The sequence below is a fragment of the Paracoccus jeotgali genome, assembly GCF_002865605.1.
In the GTDB taxonomy this organism is placed as follows: Bacteria; Pseudomonadota; Alphaproteobacteria; order Rhodobacterales; family Rhodobacteraceae; genus Paracoccus; species Paracoccus jeotgali.
Genome location: NZ_CP025583.1, coordinates 987,797 through 1,003,647, shown reverse-complemented (window position 1 = coordinate 1,003,647; position 15,851 = coordinate 987,797). Strand labels below are relative to the sequence as shown.

Here is a 15,851-nt window from a genome sequence, read left to right as displayed (position 1 = left end):
GTGGCGCTCGACCTGCCCCGCCGCCGGCGCGAGCGCGGACGCCTCGATCACTCGCTGCCGATCGTGAACATCGTGCTGCTGCTGCTGTTCTTCTTCATGCTGGTCGGGCAGTTGCCGCCGCCCGAAAGCGACACGCGACTGGCGACCACGTCGCGCCTGCCGCTGTCGAACCTGCCGCATCCGGTCCTGCAGATCGAGGCTGACGGGCAATGGCGTCTCGACGGACGCGAGGTCTCGCCGGAACTGCTGCCATCGGCGCTGCCGCCCGACGGCGAACCGGTCCTGCACGTGATGATCGACCGCGCCGCTCCGGCGCGGCTGCTGGTCGAGGCCCTGGCCCACCCCGCGCTGAGCGGGCTGACGCTGCAACTGGTCACGCTGAACCAGCCGGAGGAGCCATGATCGGGGCACGGCCCGAAGCTAAAGGCTGGATCGGCGCGACCCTCGGGTCGCTGCTGATCCACGGGCTGGGGCTGGCGTGGCTGGTCTGGCAACCGGGGCCGTGGCGGACGGAGCCGACGCATTTGACGCACCCGCCGCTGATCGAGATCGCGACGGTCCCGGCACCAGAAATAGTCGAGCTTCCCGCGGTCCCAGCCCAGACGCTGACCAGCGTCGTTGGCGCGCCCGACGCGCCATCCAGTCCGGTCGCTGGCGAGGCGCTACTGCCGGTTCCTTACGAACTTCCTCTGACGCCCGCCGGAACTCTACCGATCGCAGAAGCAGCGCCCTCGGACAGCAACGCCAAGGGGGGAACCGAGGCGGTCAACTCATCAAGCGACGGCTTTGACGAAAGCACCCTCTCTCGCCCGACGTCCTCTCTTAACCCGCCCCGAGACAACCAGGACTTCAACGAACTTGTCACACGCATCCGCGCCGAGACCTCCGATCCCTGCCTGCTGGCGCTGCCGCTTCTGCGGAATGAGGATGAACTGACGATCAGCCTGCTCTCGGCGAATGATCGAGGACTGTCCGCCGTGCGAGACCGCCTCGTCGACGGCATCGAGGGTCTCGCTGCGACCGAGACACTGCTGCTCGACCCGCGACAGTGCCCGGCGGTGGCGTTTCTGAGGCAAGGACCGGACTATCCGCTGCCGGCTTTGGGGCTGACGCTGGCGTCGCCGGCGATTGCGTCGGGAGATACGCTGCAGGGTCAGATCGCCGAAGCAGGCGGTTTGTTCGCAAACCTGCTGCTGATCGATGAAAACGGCATCGTCCATGATCTCAGCGGTTTTCTCACCCGGTCAACCGGGGCAATCAGCTTCGACGTGCCGCTGGCGCGCCTCCGCGAGCCGCGTGATACGAGACAACTCCTCATCACCTTGGCAACTCCACAGCGACTGGACAGCGTAAGGGAACACGCGGGCGACGAGGCGAGCGCGTTCTTCGACGCCCTCGCCGCCGACGTCGATCAGAGCCTTCTGCTGACCGGCATCGCCAGCGTCGATCTGCGCTGACGTCTGAAGCGGCACGTAGCTGGTCAGTCCGTCGCTGACACGAAGCCTGCTGCCAAGCCATCCTACTCTACCGCGCCATCGCCTGGCCAAACCCCGCCCGCCGCAGGCGGTCGAGTGCAGAGATCAGACGCTCGCGGCTTGCGAACGGTCCGGCGAGGACGATCCTGCGACCGGATTCTCCCTCCTTCACCTGCCGCGCGACGGGATAACCGAGGCGGTGCAAGGCCGCGATGGCCGCCGCGACCCCGTCTTCGTTGAAACTTCCGACCTGCACATATCGCGCAGTCGCCGGAATTTCGGGTCGCGGCGTAGGCGGGCGGCTCTGCCGTGAAGTTTTGGCGGCGAGCTGCTGGCGCTGAGCCGGCGACGCCTCCGCATCAGCCCGTGCGGACCGGGGCTTCGGAGGCAGGCCATCGCCCGCCTTCGCGCCGCTTTCAGCACGCGGCGCCGCCGCTGCCGTCGACGCCTGAGCACGCTTTTGCAGCGTCAACGGAACGCCGCCGCCGGAGCAATGACCGCCAGTCGGATCGGCGAACGAGGTCGCCCCGGTCGGCGACGCGTCCGAGAGGCCTAGCAACTCGCAGAGCCGGCTGCTCATCACATTCGGCCGGGCCGCCTGCCGCGCCAACACTCCGCTGCTAACGGACGCCCGCGCGAGCTGCTCGGCGATCCCATCGCCGCTGCTCGCGCCTGCTGACGTCGCAACAGGCAAAGCGTCTGCGCGCCTCTGCGGCGGCGTCATCAGCCCGGCGGTTGCGATACTGACGGCAAGATCCTGCTCAATCCCTGCCAGACCATCAGCCCCAGCGCCCCCATCCGGTGAGTGCCACGCCGAGCGGCTGGGCGGAAAACCGCAGACCGGCTGCCCGTCCGGATCGAGCCGCGGCCGCCAATGCCGCCCATCGCGCAGGTAGACGCAGCCCTGACTGTCGATATATTGCGCGCCGCTGAAATCGCCGGGGGGCAGCTCGCGAGGCCCGGTCTCTGCGGCCGCACCGAGCGACGGCCAGAGACACAGAACCCAGATCAGAAACATACGCCGCATCAGCCCACCCGAATCAATCGCTTCGGCGGTTGTAACGCGGCGCGGGTTACGAACCGGTAAAGACTATTTCGTGCCGAACATCCGGTCCCCGGCGTCACCCAGGCCCGGAACGATATAACCTTTCTCATCAAGCCCTTCGTCCAGCGAGGCGGTCACGATCTGGACATCGGGGTGGGCGTCCTGCATGCGCTGCACACCGTCGGGCGCGGCCAGCAGGCAGAGGAAGCGGATATTGACCGCCCCCGCCTCTTTCAGCAGATCGATGGCCGCGACGGATGAGTTTCCGGTCGCCAGCATCGGGTCTACGGCAATCGTCATCCGCTCGTCCAAGCCGCTGGGAAGCTTGCAATAATACTGCACCGGCTGCAGCGTCTTCGGGTCGCGATAGAGGCCCACGAAGCCGACCCGCGCGGACGGAATCAGCTCGAGAATCCCGTCCATCAGCCCGTTTCCGGCCCGCAGGATCGACACCAGAGCCAGCTTTTTGCCCTCGATCACCGGCGAGTCCATCTGCTGCATCGGCGTGTCGATCCGCCGCGTCGTCAGCGGCAGCTCGCGCGTCACCTCATAGGCCAGCAGCAGGCTGATCTCGCGCAGAAGCTGGCGAAAACTGCCGGTCGAGGTGGATTTGTCCCGCATCAGCGTCAGCTTGTGCTGGACCAGAGGGTGCTTGACGATGGTCAGATGCTGCGGGGTCATCGGGCGCTCCGTTTCGGTTTCGGTTCGGGTACAGGCCCGCGGCCGGGCTGTCCAGTTCTCAGCGAAAGGCGGCCCGCAGGCGCTGTCGGGTCGCGTCGTCGCAGAAGGCGGCCTCGGCGGCCGTCAGATTCAGCCGGGCGAACTCTCGCTCACTCCATGCAAAAGCGTCGGCAAGCCGTTCATATTCCTGCGAAAGCGTGGTGTGGAAGAATGGCGGGTCGTCGGTCGAGATGGTCAGCCGGACGCCGGCATCCGCGAGCCTCGCCACCGGGTGCGAGGGCCAGTCAGGATAGAGGCCGAGCGCGATGTTCGAGCCGGGGCAGACCTCGAGAACCGTCTCGCGGTGGACCAGTTCGCGGACCAGGTCCGGGTCCTCGATCGCGCGGACGCCGTGGCCGATCCGGCTGACGCCGAGTTCCAGCGCCTCGCGGACGGAATGCGGGCCGCCCCACTCGCCGGCATGGCAGGTCAGGCCAAGGCCCGCCTCGCGGGCGCAGTCGAAGCTCCAGGCGAAATCCGTTGCCTTGCCAAAGGCTTCGTCGCCACCCATGCCAAAGCCGGTGACCCAGCCGCTGCCGTCGGCATGACCGGTCTCCGCGGCGCAGAGAGCGGTCCGGCGGGCGCGTTGCGGCCCGAAATGGCGGATGGCGGTCAGGATCGCGCGGCTGGCGATGCCCTGCGCCTCCCTCTCGCGGGCGGTTTCGGTCATGGCGGCCAGATAGTCGCGCCAGGCGGAGAGGTCGCCGCCGCCGCAGAATTCCGGAGATACGAACAATTCGACATAGATCGCGCCTTCTTCAGCGCAGTTTTCCAACACCTCGCGCAGCAGCCGGGCGTAATCCGCGGGTGTCGTGATGACCGAGGTGGCAGCTTCATAAACGCGCAGGAAGTCGTTGAAATCGCTAAACCTGTAGTTGCCGTTCCGGTCGAAGATATGCCCCAGATCCACCCGCTTCTCGGCTGCCAGGCCGCGCACGAAGGCAGGCGGCGCGGCGCCTTCCAGATGCAGATGAAGTTCAACCTTTTTTAGCTCTTTCATCGGAAGATGATCCTGCGAATCGAGGGAAAGGAGGTCAGAGGAAGCTGTTTCCATGCCCGGCGGGCGGCAGTCCCAGATGGTCCAGAATGCTGGCGCCGACATCGGAGAACCCGACCTGCAAGATGGCTTTCGGGGCGGTCCCTGCGGCCAAAACGGGCACGCGTTCTCGCGTGTGATCGGTGCCGGTCCAGGTCGGGTCATTTCCGTGATCGGCGGTGAAGATCATCAGGTCCCCGGGCCGCAATCCGGCCATGGCGCGTCCGGCGATCCCGTCGAACCACTCCAGATGGCGGGCATAACCGGCGGAGTCGCGGCGGTGACCATAAAGGCTGTCGAACTCGACGAAATTGGCGAAGGTCAGGCTGCCTTCGGCGGCGGTCGCGGTCAGCTGCACCAGATGCTCGGCCAGATCGGCGTCCGAGGCGCCCTTGTAAAGCCGGTTGATGCCGCGATGGCTGAAGATGTCGCCGATCTTGCCGATAGCGTTGGTCTCGCGCCCGGCCTTTGCAGCGATGTCCAAGATCGTGGGTTCGGGCGGCGCGATGGCATAGTCGCGGCGGTTCGGCGTGCGGGTGAAGGCGCCGGGGGTGCCGGTGAAGGGGCGGGCGATGACGCGGCCGACCTTCATCGCGTGCAGCACGGGGGCGATGCCTTCGCACAGGGCCAGCAGACGGTCCAGACCGAACGCCTCTTCATGGGCGGCGATCTGGAAGACGCTGTCGGCCGAGGTGTAGCAGATGGGCCAGAGCGTCCGCAGATGCTCGGCGCCGAGCTGGTCGAGGATCACCGTGCCCGAGGCATGGATGTTGCCCAGAATGCCATCGGTCCCGGCAAGGTCGCAGACGCGCTGCGTCAGTTCGGGTGGAAAGGCGGGGGTGCGGTCGGGGAAGTAATGCCAGTCCCACGGGACCGGCACGCAGGCGAGTTCCCAATGGCCCGAGGGGGTGTCCTTGCCCGACGACACCTCGGTCGCGGCCCCCCACAGCCCGTGGGGTGTGGCGGTCAGGCCGGGCGCGGTCTGGCCCGAGGCGAGTTGCACCGCCGCGCCAAGGCCCAGCCGGTCCAGATGCGGCATGTGCAACTGATGCTGCGCTGCGATGTGAGCCAGCGTGTTCGCGCCGGTATCGGGGCGGCCGTCATTGAAGAAGCGGTCGGCATCGGGCGCGCCGCCGATCCCGACGGAGTCCATGACGATCAGAAAGGCGCGGGGCATGGCGAATGGCTTTCGATGAGGCAGGCGAGATTTAACCCGGTGGCACGGCGGCCGCCATGCCGGCACTTGCGATGCGGTCGAGGATCAGCGGCTGACGTTGCGGCGCATCGGGGGTCAGACGATAGGCGGCCTGAACGGCTGCGATCGCACGCTCGGCCTGCGCCTCGCTCGCGGCGTGGACCATCGCCAGCGGGCCGTCCGCAGCCTCGGCAGTCCGCAGCAGGTCCGAGAGGCCGGTGCGGTGGTCGATCTGCTCGCCGGCACGCTGGCGACCGGCGCCGAGGCCAAGGGCCGCCTGACCCAAGGCGCGGGTGTCGATCGAGGCGACGAAGCCTCCGGCGGGCGTGGGCACGGGACGGATCACGGGTGCCTGGACCAGATGTCGGTCGGGTGCGTCGAGGAGATCCGCCGGGCCGTCTTGTCCGGCGATCATGCGTGCGAATATCTCGGCCGCGCGGCCGGAATCGAGCGCCGCCGTCACCTCGGCCATTGCATCCGCGCGCCCCGCAAGCGACAGCGCCTCGGCCGCGAGGGCCAGCGTCAGGTCGCGCAGGGCCGACGCCTCGCCGCGCAGGCAGTCGATGGCGGCGCGGACCTCGACAGCGTTTCCTGCGGCGCGCGCCAGCGGCTGGTCCATGTCGGTCACCAGCGCCGTCGTCGGACATCCGGCGGCCTCGGCCGTGGTCACCAGCGAGGCGGCGAGCGCCGTCGCGGCCTCTGCACCGCCCAGGAACGCGCCGGAGCCGGATTTGACGTCGAGAACCAGCCCGTCCAGCCCCTCGGCCAGCTTCTTCGACAGGATCGAGGCAGTGATGAGATCGATGGATTCGACGCAGGCGGCCTCGTCCCGGATCGCATAGAGCCGGCGGTCGGCGGGGGCCAACTCATCCGAGGCCGCGACGATGGCGCAGCCGATCTCGCGGACCTGATCGCGGAACTCGGCCGTCGATAGCGTGGCGCGCCAGCCGGGAATCGCCTCCAGCTTGTCCAGCGTGCCGCCGGTATGGCCCAGCCCCCGGCCCGAGATCATCGGCACATACGCCCCGCAGGCGGCCAGCAGCGGCGCAAGGATCAGCGAGGTCACATCGCCGATCCCGCCGGTCGAGTGCTTGTCGAGCACCGGCCCCGGCAGATCCCACCGCAGCACCTGACCGCTGCCGCGCATGGCGAGCGTCAGCGCCACGCGCTGATCGGTGCTCAGCCCGCGCAGCAGCACCGCCATGGCGAACGCGGCGGCTTGCGCGTCGGTGACGCCGCCATCGGCCAGCCCTGCCGCGATCCGTCCCGCATCGCCCGCATCCAGCCCCTGCCCGTCCCGCAGCAGCGCGATTATGGGGCGCGGATCGAAGCCCGCGCCGGTCATGCGCCGCCCGCGCCCATATGCGCCGCCTCGAACCGGCCGGGCAGAAGCTCGCCGATGGTGGTGGCGATGGTGGCGCCCTCGGTCGTGGCGAGCAGGACCGGCGTCTCGGCCCGTCCGAACTCGGCGAGTTTCTGCCGGCAGCCACCGCAGGGGGGCACGGGTTCCGGCGAATCGGCGATGACGGCGACCTCGATCAGCTCGGTCTCGCCGGCCGCGACCATGGCCGCGATGGCGCCGGCTTCGGCGCAGGTACCCTCGGGATAGGCCACGTTTTCCACGTTGCAGCCCCGATAGACCTCGCCCGACCGGCCCCGCACCGCCGCCCCGACCTTGAAGCGGGAATAGGGGGCATAGGCGGCCTCGCGGACCTCTCGGGCGGCATCAAGAAGCGACATGGCGGTCTCCGGGTCTGGTGGGCTGCGCCGACTTTGCGCTCGCCCGGCACCTGATGCAAGCTGGCCGCGAAACGGGACCGCTTTAAGTGCCGCAAAAAATGGTTTAACGCTGAACTACATGCGGCAGAGGCGCCGCGAAGGGTCTTGGGGGACAGACATGGATGAGCAGCGGCAGGACAAGGCCCGGTTATCGGCGCTGGAGTATCACGAATTTCCGCGCCCGGGAAAACTCGAGGTGCGGGCGACCAAGCCGCTGGCGAATGGCCGCGATCTGGCCCGCGCCTATAGCCCCGGCGTGGCCGAAGCCTGCCTTGAGATCAAGGCCAACCCGGCCGATGCGGCGCGCTATACCGCGCGCGGGAACCTGGTCGCGGTGGTGTCAAACGGCACTGCCGTTCTGGGTCTGGGCAATATCGGCCCGCTTGCGTCCAAGCCGGTGATGGAGGGCAAGGCGGTTCTGTTCAAGAAATTCGCCAATATCGACTGCTTCGATCTTGAGGTGGCCGAGGACGACCCCGAAAAGCTGGCGGCCATCGTGCAAAGCCTTGAGCCCAGCTTCGGCGCGATCAATCTTGAGGATATAAAGGCGCCGGACTGCTTTATCGTCGAAAAGCTCTGCCGCGAGCGGATGAATATTCCGGTTTTCCACGACGACCAGCACGGCACCGCCATCGTGGTGGGCGCGGCCGCGACCAATGCGCTGCGCGTCACCGGCAAGCGGTGGGAGGATCTGCGCGTCGTCTCGGCCGGGGGTGGTGCGGCGGGGATCGCCTGTCTGAACATGCTGCTGAAGCTGGGCGTCAAGCGCGAGAATGTCTGGCTGTGCGACATTCACGGGCTGGTCTATCAGGGCCGGGCCGAGGACATGAACCCGCAAAAGGCCGCCTATGCGCAGGACAGCGACAAGCGCAGCCTGGGCGAGGTGATCGAGGGCGCCGATCTGTTCCTGGGCCTGTCCGGCCCCGGCGTTCTGACGCAAGAGATGGTGGCGCGGATGGCGCCGCGTCCGATCATATTCGCGCTGGCGAACCCGACGCCCGAGATCATGCCCGAACTGGTCCGCGAGGTGGCCCCCGACGCGGTCATCGCCACCGGGCGCAGCGATTATCCGAATCAGGTCAACAACGTGCTGTGTTTCCCCTTCATCTTCCGCGGCGCGCTGGATGTGGGCGCGACGCAGATCAATGACGAGATGCAGATCGCCTGCATCGAGGGCATTGCCGCCCTGGCCCGCGCCACGACGGCGGCCGAGGCGGCAGCGGCCTATAGCGGCGAAAAGCTGACCTTCGGCCGGGACTACCTGATCCCCAAACCCTTCGATCCGCGCCTGATCGGTGTCGTCTCGACCGCCGTGGCCCGCGCCGCGATGGAGTCGGGCGTGGCGACCCGGCCCTTGGACGATATCGACGCCTACAAGCGCAAGCTCGACAGTTCGGTCTTCCGCTCGGCCATGATCATGCGGCCGGTCTTCGAGGCTTCGGCCCAGGCGCAGCGGCGCATCGTCTTCGCCGAGGGCGAGGACGAGCGCGTGCTGCGCGCCGCCAACGCCATGCTCGAAGAGACCACTGATCTGCCGATCCTGATCGGCCGCCCCGAGGTGATCGAGATGCGCGCCGAACGCGCCGGCCTGCCGATCCGGCCCGAGGTCGATTTCCAGATCGTGAACCCCGAAAATGACCCCCGCTATCGCGAATATTGGGAGACCTATCACGAGCTGATGGCCCGGCGCGGCGTGACCCCGGATCTGGCGCGCGCCATCATGCGGACCAACACCACCGCCATCGGTTCCGTTATGGTTCACCGGGGCGAGGCCGACAGCCTGATCTGCGGCACCTTCGGGCAATATAGCTGGCATTTGAACTATATCACCAACGTGCTTGGCCGCGACGGGCTGTCGGCGCAGGGCGCGCTGTCGATGATGATCCTGGAAGACGGCCCGCTGTTCATCGCCGACACGCAGGTCAACAACCAGCCGACGCCGGAACAGATCGCGCTGTCGGCCATCGGGGCGGCGCGCCATGTCCGCCGCTTCGGGCTGGAGCCGCATGTCGCGCTGTGCAGCCACTCGCAGTTCGGCAACCTTGACACCGATTCCGGCCAGCGGATGCGGGCGGCGCTGCGGATTCTGGAAGAACGCGGCGTCGATTTCAATTTCGAGGGCGAGATGCATGTCGATGCCGCGCTCGACCCCGAAATCCGGTCCCGCCTGCTGCCCGCCTCGCGGCTGGAAGGGGCGGCGAATGTGCTGATCTTTTCCGGCACCGACACCGCATCCGGCGTGCGCAACATCCTGAAGCAGAAGGCCAACGGGCTAGAGGTCGGGCCGATCCTGATGGGCATGGGCAACCGCGCCCATATCGTCACCGCCTCGATCACCGCGCGGGGATTGCTGAACATGTCCGCCATCGCCGGCACGCCGGTCGCCCATTACGGCTGACCGGCGACCATCTGTCGCAGACCGGCGCCGCGGTCTCCCCGTTGTTGCGTGATGTTGCCCAAGTCGCGTAACAACGTCGTAGCAGGGGGGAGACCGCGACATGCGCTATCAGGACGTCTATGACGAATGGAAGGCCGATCCCGAAGCCTTCTGGATGCAGGCCGCCGAGGCCATCGACTGGTTCCGCCCGCCCTCGCGCGCGCTCTTTGACGAAAAGGCGCCGATCTATGAATGGTTTTCCGACGGGCTGGTGAACACCTGCTGGAACGCCGTCGACCGCCATGTCGAGGCCGGGCGCGGCGAGCAGATCGCCATCTATCACGACAGCCCGATCACCAACGCGACCAAGGGCATCACCTTTGCCGAGCTGCAGCGCCGGGTGGCGACGCTGGCCGGTGCGCTGCGGGCCAAGGGCATCGAAAAGGGCGACCGGGTCATCATCTACATGCCAATGATCCCGCAGGCGATCGAGGCGATGCTGGCATGCACCCGACTGGGCGCGATCCATTCCGTCGTCTTCGGCGGCTTTGCCGCCCATGAACTCGCGGTCCGCATCGACGACGCGCAGCCCCGCGCCATCATCGCCGCCTCGGCGGGGCTGGAGCCGGGGCGGGTCGTCCATTACAAGCCGCTGCTCGACAAGGCCATCGACCTGGCCAGCCACAAGCCCGATTTCTGCGTCATCTTCCAGCGCGAGGAAGAGGTCGCGCAGCTGATCGAGGGCCGCGACTTCAACTGGTATGGCTTCCAATACGGGATCGAGCCGGTCGATTGCGTCCCGGTCGAGGGCAACCACCCAGCCTATATCCTCTATACCTCGGGGACGACGGGCCAGCCCAAGGGCGTGGTGCGCGGCACCGCCGGGCATCTGGTGGCGCTGGCCTGGTCGATGAAGAACATCTACCGGATCGAGGCCGGCGACCGCTTCTGGGCCGCCTCGGATGTGGGCTGGGTCGTGGGGCACAGCTATATCTGCTATGGTCCGCTGATCGTGGGCGCGCAGACCGTGGTGTTCGAGGGCAAACCCGTCGGCACCCCCCATGCCGGGGTCTTCTGGCGCACCATCCAGAACAACCGGATCAAGAGCTTTTTCACCGCCCCCACAGCGATCCGCGCCATCCGCCGCGAAGACCCGGACGGCGAATATATCCGCCGCTACAAGCTGCATGATCTGCAGGCGCTGTTTCTGGCCGGCGAACGCGCCGACCCCGACACCATCGAATGGGCGCAGAAACATCTGGGCGTGCCGGTGATCGACCATTGGTGGCAGACCGAAACCGGCTGGGCGATCGCCGCGAACCCCTTGGGGATCGAGGAATTGCCGATCAAGCTGGGCAGCCCCACCGTGGCCATGCCGGGTTATGACATCCAGGTGCTGGACGAGGGGGGCGAGCCGGTGCCCGCCGGCACGCTCGGCGCCATCGCGATCAAGCTGCCCCTGCCCCCCGGCACGCTGCAGACGCTGTGGAACGCCGAGGATCGGTTTCGGTCCTCCTACCTCTCGCGCTTCCCCGGCTATTACGAGACCGGCGACGCGGGTTATCTGGACGAGGACGGCTATCTTTATGTCATGGCCCGCACCGATGACGTGATCAACGTGGCCGGTCACCGCCTCTCGACCGGCGCGATGGAGGAGGTGCTGTCCCGCCACCCCGATGTCGCCGAATGTGCCGTGATCGGCGTGGCCGACGATCTGAAAGGCCAATCCCCGCTCGGTTTTGTCTGCCTGAAAAAGGGCGTGACCTCGACGCCCGAACAGGTCGCCGGCGAGGTGGTGCGGATGGTGCGCGAGGCGATCGGCCCGGTCGCGGCCTTCCGCCGCGTGCTGGTCGTCGACCGCCTCCCCAAGACGCGGTCGGGCAAGATCCTGCGCGCGACCATGACCAGTATTGCGGATGGCAAGGATTACCGGATGCCCGCGACCATCGACGATCCGGCGGTTCTGGACGAAATCGGACAGGCGCTGTCCGGCGCGCGCGGGGCGTGATTGCGGGGGTAGCATCCCGCCCGCGTGCTGCGGACGGGATGCGCCTGTTTGCGGTCCCTGCCCCTGAACGTCTGTTGCGAAAACCCAGTGGTTCTTACCAGATCTTGTATCATCAGGCTCGTGGTGAACAACCTGAGGGAGAACACCGCCCCGATCAACGATTCTTTGGTTAACGAGCGGCTTTTTTCCGCGCGACCGGCCGGGGCTATAGCAGGAAGGACTGCGCCATCCCGAGGAAGGCGAAAAACCCCACCACATCGGTGACAGTCGTGACGAATGTCGGCGAGGCCAGCGCCGGATCGGCCCCCAGCTTGTTCAGCGTCAGCGGCACCAGCACCCCGCCCACCGCGGCAACGGTCAGGTTGACCACCATCGCGACCGCTATGACCGCGCTCAGCCCCGGATCGCGGAACCAGATATAGGCGACCGCCCCCATCATCACCGCGAACATGGCGCCATTGACCATGCCGACCACGGCCTCGCGCCGGATGATGCGCCAGGTATTGGCCGTCGTCAGGCTTTTCGTCGCCAGACCCCGCACCACCACCGTCAGCGTCTGCGTGCCCGCATTGCCACCCATCGAGGCCACAATCGGCATCAGCACCGCCAGCGCCACCAGCCGCGCAATCGCCCCTTCGAAGAGCGAGATCACCGTCGCTGCCATGAGCGCGGTGAAGATGTTGACGGTCAGCCAGGGCGCGCGCTGCCGGACGGTTTCCACCACGCTGTCGGCAATCGAGGATTCCTCGCTGACACCGGCCAGCAGCAGGATGTCCTCTTCATGCTCGTCGTCCAGAACCTCCATCGCGTCGTCGATGGTGATGACGCCGACCAGCCGGTCATGTTCGTCGACCACCGGTTCAGAGATCAGGTGATACTGGTTGAAGGCATAGGCGACGTCGGCCTCTTTCGCGAGGGCGCTGATCGGGCGAAAGCTGTCCTCGGTGATGTCGCGCAGCATCGCTGTGCGGGGCGAGGACAGCAGCCGGCCAAGTGCCACATAGCCCAGCGGGCGGCGGCGCGGATCGACCAGCACGACGTGATAGAACTGGTCGGGCAGATCGTCCTCGTTGCGCAGATGGTCGATGGCGTCGCCGACGGTCCAGTGCTCGGGCGCGGTCACCACCTCGGACTGCATCATCCGCCCGGCGGAATATTCCGGATAGGTCAGCGACTGCTCGACCGCCGCGCGGTCGGAATCGTCCAGCGCCGCCAGCACCTCGCGCTGTTCGGGCTCGTCCAGATCCTCGATCAGGTCGACGATGTCGTCGCTGTCCATCTCGCGCACGGCATCGGCAAGGACGGATCGCGGAAGCTGCAGCACCACCTCGTCCCGGATCGCCTCGTCGATCTCGGACAGGATGTCGCCGTCGATCTCGCCCGACCACAGTGTCAGGAATTGCCGCCGCCGGGCGGGCGACAGGTTCTCGATCACATCCGCGACGTCGGCGGCGTGCATCGGTTCCAGCAGCGTGTCCAGCCGGTCCTGATCGCCCGCCTCGATGGCGTCGAGCACCTGGTCGAACAATTCGCGCGGCGGGACGAAATCCTCGCCGGAATTGTCCTCGGGCGGGCGCGGATCGGCGGGGTCCGGTCGGGTGAGACCGGGGCGCATGTCGCGGCTGGGGTCGGGCGTCGTCGGGTCGGGCCGGTTCTGGTCGTCGTTCATGAACCCTCCCGCTCGATGGGGTAAAGTGTTGCGCTTTCCAGCCGGCCCGCCTCGCCCTGCAACAGCGCCAGCGCCTGCGCGTGCAATTCGGGCGTCGCTGCGGCCACGATCTGCCCGCCGTGATGCGCCGGCCCGCCCTGCCAGTCGGTGACCACACCGCCCGCAGCCTGCACGACCGCAATCGGCCCGGCCACGTCATAGCTGTGCAACCCGGCCTCGATCACCAGATCGACCTGACCGATGGACAGCAGCGCATAGGCATAGCAGTCCAGCCCATAGCGCGTCAGCCTGACGCTGTCGGACACGCGGCGGAAGCCGTCATATTCCTGCGCGGTCCCGATCTCGGGGAAGGTGGACAGCAGCGTCGCCTGCGCCAGCGCAACCCCACGCCGCACGCCAAGCGCCCGCTCGCCCAGGGCCGAGACCAGCCGCCCGCGCCCGAGACCGCCCTCGAACCGCTCGCCGGTAAAGGGCTGGTCGATCATGCCATAGACCGGGCCGCTGGCATCCATCAGCCCGATCAGCGTCCCCCAGCTGGGCGCGCCCGAGATGAAGGCCCGCGTCCCGTCGATGGGGTCCAGAACCCAGGTCAGCCCGCTGGTGCCGGGGGTGTCGCCGAACTCTTCGCCCATGATCGCGTCATCCGGCCGACGCTGCGCCAGCACCGCGCGCATGGCCTGTTCGGCCTCGCGGTCGGCGCGCGTCACCGGGTCGAAACCCGTCGTCAGCTTGTTGTCTGGGCGCAGATCGGCGCTGCGGAACAAGGGCAGCGTGGCGCGCCGCGCCGCGTCCGCCATCGCCGCTGCCGTGGCAAAGATGTCGTCCTGATCCATAGCTGTCCCCGACCTGTTCCGCGCCTCTCTTAACGCGGAACACGGGGGCGGAACAGTCGCCTGTTCAGGCGGCGTGGGACAGCACCCGGGCCAGTTCGAAGATCTGGCGGCGCTGCGCCTCGGGCATGGCGTAATAGGCGCGGATCAGTTGCAGCGCCTCCTTGTTGGCGAGGATATCGTCATCCACACCCGCCTGCGCGCGCCCGTCGCTGAGCCCTTCAAAGAAGAAGCTGACCGGGACATCCAGCGCCTTGGCGATGTCCCAAAGACGCGACGCCGACACCCGATTCGCGCCGGTCTCGTATTTCTGGATCTGCTGGAACTTGATCCCCACCTGATCCGCAAGCTGCTGCTGTGTCATGCCGATCAACCACCGGCGATGACGAATTCGTGTGCCAACATGCACATCCACTTCATGCTTCATCAAAACACCTCATTCAATCTATGCTAGTAATACACCTTGAAAACGGCTCGTGGCGACCTGCAAATAGGCCTGACACGCTAGAGTTGTCCAAAAGGACAGGTAAAAAACCGCCTCTCGCGTCCTGCGTGTGATGTTGCGACGTTTTTCGCGTCCTCGCAAGCCGCTCGTTTCGCTGTTTTCGCGAATCACGGCTAAATTCGGGCATTTCCGGCTGTTACCTGCCGACGTGCTGCGGCGGGCGCCGGTTCGGCGGAATTTTCTGAACGCTGTCCATGCCATTCGGCCAATGCGGCGCCCATGGCGACTGTCGTCGACTGCGCTGCGACCCGCCCCGCCGCTGGTTTCAGCCTAAGCGCGTATCGCTGACGCCGCGATACCTGATCCGATGACGCGCATTTTCAGCAAGGATACGTTGAAAACGTGGCCGAACGCGCCAATATATGCGAGACAGTTTCTGGTGCCGACGCACCGCCAACATCAGTGATGGAGAGATTGATGGCTGAATACGATACCCTGCGCCGGGCGCATGGCCGGACGGGTGCCGCGACCCGCGCGGATATCGATGTGGGTCTGCGCGAGCATATGAACAAGGTCTATGGCCTGATGGCGACGGCGATGCTGGTGACGGCAGCGGCGGCGTTCGGGCTGAACCAGCTGGCCGTTCAGAACGGGACCCTGACCGAGATCGGTCGCCTGATTTATACCACGCCGCTGAAATGGGTGCTGATGTTCGCGCCCCTGCTGGTGGTCTTCGCCTTCGGCGCGGCCGTCTATCGCCTGTCGACCCAGGCCGCGACCGCGATCTTCTATGGCTTTGCCATGCTGATGGGCATGTCGCTCAGCTGGATCTTCCTGCGCTATACCGGCATCTCGATCACCACCACCTTCGTCGCCACGGCCGCCGCTTTTGCTGGCTTGTCGATCTATGGCTACACGACCAAGCGTGACCTGTCGGGGATGGGTTCGTTCCTGCTGATGGGGCTGATCGGGCTGATCGTGGCCTCGATCGTCAACATCTTCCTGCAGTCGGGCGCGATGCAGTTCGCGATCTCGGTCATCGGCGTGCTGATCTTTGCCGGGCTGACCGCCTTTGACACGCAGCGGATCAAGAACACCTATCTTGAGCTTGCGAACTCGAACGCGGATTTCCTGGGCAAGGCCGCCATCATGGGCGCGCTGAACCTGTATCTGGATTTCCTGAACATGTTCATGTTCCTGCTGCAGTTCATGGGCGACAACCGCTGATCCTGACGACATGACGCAAAAGGCCCCGCGAACGCGGGGCCTTTT

Annotated in this window: 14 protein-coding genes; 5 read left to right on the top strand and 9 right to left on the bottom strand. The window is 66.6% G+C overall.

Annotated elements, in window-relative coordinates:
- Complete coding sequence (locus CYR75_RS05050) at positions 1-402, top strand: biopolymer transporter ExbD (RefSeq protein WP_101499087.1); 402 nt, start codon at positions 1-3, stop codon at positions 400-402.
- Positions 399-1,457: a hypothetical protein gene (locus CYR75_RS05045; protein ID WP_101499086.1), complete on the top strand. Its 1,059-nt coding sequence runs from the start codon at positions 399-401 to the stop codon at positions 1,455-1,457. The genes CYR75_RS05050 and CYR75_RS05045 overlap by 4 nt, the downstream gene beginning before the upstream one ends.
- A 67-nt stretch (positions 1,458-1,524) precedes the next feature.
- On the opposite strand, the gene CYR75_RS05040 is transcribed toward CYR75_RS05045, so the two are convergent.
- From CYR75_RS05040 to CYR75_RS05015, 6 genes are all read right to left on the bottom strand, one after another.
- Positions 1,525-2,493, bottom strand: coding sequence for an SPOR domain-containing protein (locus CYR75_RS05040; RefSeq protein WP_158644578.1), 969 nt, complete (start codon positions 2,491-2,493; stop codon positions 1,525-1,527).
- Positions 2,494-2,565: 72 nt separating this feature from the next.
- Positions 2,566-3,201 (bottom strand): uracil phosphoribosyltransferase, encoded by a 636-nt coding sequence (upp, locus tag CYR75_RS05035; protein WP_101499084.1) that lies wholly within the window; start codon positions 3,199-3,201, stop codon positions 2,566-2,568.
- 58 nt (positions 3,202-3,259) lie between these two features.
- Entirely contained in the window at positions 3,260-4,240 is a 981-nt protein-coding gene (locus CYR75_RS05030) for an adenosine deaminase (protein ID WP_101499083.1), read from the bottom strand.
- Positions 4,241-4,274: 34 nt separating this feature from the next.
- Positions 4,275-5,453 (bottom strand): phosphopentomutase, encoded by a 1,179-nt coding sequence (locus CYR75_RS05025; protein WP_101499082.1) that lies wholly within the window; start codon positions 5,451-5,453, stop codon positions 4,275-4,277.
- A gap of 31 nt (positions 5,454-5,484) precedes the next feature.
- On the bottom strand, positions 5,485-6,816 hold the full coding sequence (locus CYR75_RS05020) for a thymidine phosphorylase (protein ID WP_101499081.1): 1,332 nt from the start codon (positions 6,814-6,816) through the stop codon (positions 5,485-5,487).
- Positions 6,813-7,211, bottom strand: coding sequence for a cytidine deaminase (locus CYR75_RS05015; protein ID WP_101499080.1), 399 nt, complete (start codon positions 7,209-7,211; stop codon positions 6,813-6,815). The genes CYR75_RS05020 and CYR75_RS05015 overlap by 4 nt, the downstream gene beginning before the upstream one ends.
- A gap of 157 nt (positions 7,212-7,368) precedes the next feature.
- Between CYR75_RS05015 and CYR75_RS05010 the strand changes: the two genes are divergently transcribed.
- Together CYR75_RS05010 and CYR75_RS05005 are read left to right on the top strand one after the other, a co-directional pair.
- Entirely contained in the window at positions 7,369-9,648 is a 2,280-nt protein-coding gene (locus CYR75_RS05010; RefSeq protein ID WP_101499079.1) for an NADP-dependent malic enzyme, read from the top strand.
- A gap of 100 nt (positions 9,649-9,748) precedes the next feature.
- Entirely contained in the window at positions 9,749-11,635 is a 1,887-nt protein-coding gene (locus CYR75_RS05005; RefSeq protein WP_101499078.1) for a propionyl-CoA synthetase, read from the top strand.
- A 205-nt stretch (positions 11,636-11,840) separates the two neighbouring features.
- Here the strand turns inward: CYR75_RS05005 and mgtE are convergent, their stop codons facing one another.
- From mgtE to CYR75_RS04990, 3 genes are all read right to left on the bottom strand, one after another.
- Positions 11,841-13,250: a magnesium transporter gene (gene mgtE, locus CYR75_RS05000; protein ID WP_101500880.1), complete on the bottom strand. Its 1,410-nt coding sequence runs from the start codon at positions 13,248-13,250 to the stop codon at positions 11,841-11,843.
- Between the two features lie 50 nt (positions 13,251-13,300).
- Positions 13,301-14,137: a histidinol-phosphatase gene (hisN, locus tag CYR75_RS04995; RefSeq protein WP_101499077.1), complete on the bottom strand. Its 837-nt coding sequence runs from the start codon at positions 14,135-14,137 to the stop codon at positions 13,301-13,303.
- A gap of 64 nt (positions 14,138-14,201) precedes the next feature.
- On the bottom strand, positions 14,202-14,561 hold the full coding sequence (locus CYR75_RS04990; RefSeq protein WP_101499076.1) for a helix-turn-helix domain-containing protein: 360 nt from the start codon (positions 14,559-14,561) through the stop codon (positions 14,202-14,204).
- 495 nt (positions 14,562-15,056) lie between these two features.
- On the opposite strand from CYR75_RS04990, the gene CYR75_RS04985 reads away from it, so the two are divergent.
- Entirely contained in the window at positions 15,057-15,806 is a 750-nt protein-coding gene (locus CYR75_RS04985; RefSeq protein ID WP_101499075.1) for a Bax inhibitor-1/YccA family protein, read from the top strand.
- Positions 15,807-15,851 lie beyond the last annotated feature (45 nt).

What these genes read in the sequence shown, in the direction of transcription:
- CYR75_RS05045 (WP_101499086.1), top strand. Translation starts at nt 399, where the DNA reads ATGATCGGGGCACGGCCCGAAGCTAAAGGCTGGATCGGCGCGACCCTC.
- CYR75_RS05040 (WP_158644578.1), bottom strand. Translation starts at nt 2,493, where the DNA reads ATGTTTCTGATCTGGGTTCTGTGTCTCTGGCCGTCGCTCGGTGCGGCC.
- upp (WP_101499084.1), bottom strand. Translation starts at nt 3,201, where the DNA reads ATGACCCCGCAGCATCTGACCATCGTCAAGCACCCTCTGGTCCAGCAC.
- CYR75_RS05030 (WP_101499083.1), bottom strand. Translation starts at nt 4,240, where the DNA reads ATGAAAGAGCTAAAAAAGGTTGAACTTCATCTGCATCTGGAAGGCGCC.
- CYR75_RS05025 (WP_101499082.1), bottom strand. Translation starts at nt 5,453, where the DNA reads ATGCCCCGCGCCTTTCTGATCGTCATGGACTCCGTCGGGATCGGCGGC.
- CYR75_RS05020 (WP_101499081.1), bottom strand. Translation starts at nt 6,816, where the DNA reads ATGACCGGCGCGGGCTTCGATCCGCGCCCCATAATCGCGCTGCTGCGG.
- CYR75_RS05015 (WP_101499080.1), bottom strand. Translation starts at nt 7,211, where the DNA reads ATGTCGCTTCTTGATGCCGCCCGAGAGGTCCGCGAGGCCGCCTATGCC.
- CYR75_RS05010 (WP_101499079.1), top strand. Translation starts at nt 7,369, where the DNA reads ATGGATGAGCAGCGGCAGGACAAGGCCCGGTTATCGGCGCTGGAGTAT.
- CYR75_RS05005 (WP_101499078.1), top strand. Translation starts at nt 9,749, where the DNA reads ATGCGCTATCAGGACGTCTATGACGAATGGAAGGCCGATCCCGAAGCC.
- mgtE (WP_101500880.1), bottom strand. Translation starts at nt 13,250, where the DNA reads ATGCGCCCCGGTCTCACCCGACCGGACCCCGCCGATCCGCGCCCGCCC.
- hisN (WP_101499077.1), bottom strand. Translation starts at nt 14,137, where the DNA reads ATGGATCAGGACGACATCTTTGCCACGGCAGCGGCGATGGCGGACGCG.
- CYR75_RS04990 (WP_101499076.1), bottom strand. Translation starts at nt 14,561, where the DNA reads ATGAAGCATGAAGTGGATGTGCATGTTGGCACACGAATTCGTCATCGC.
- CYR75_RS04985 (WP_101499075.1), top strand. Translation starts at nt 15,057, where the DNA reads ATGGCTGAATACGATACCCTGCGCCGGGCGCATGGCCGGACGGGTGCC.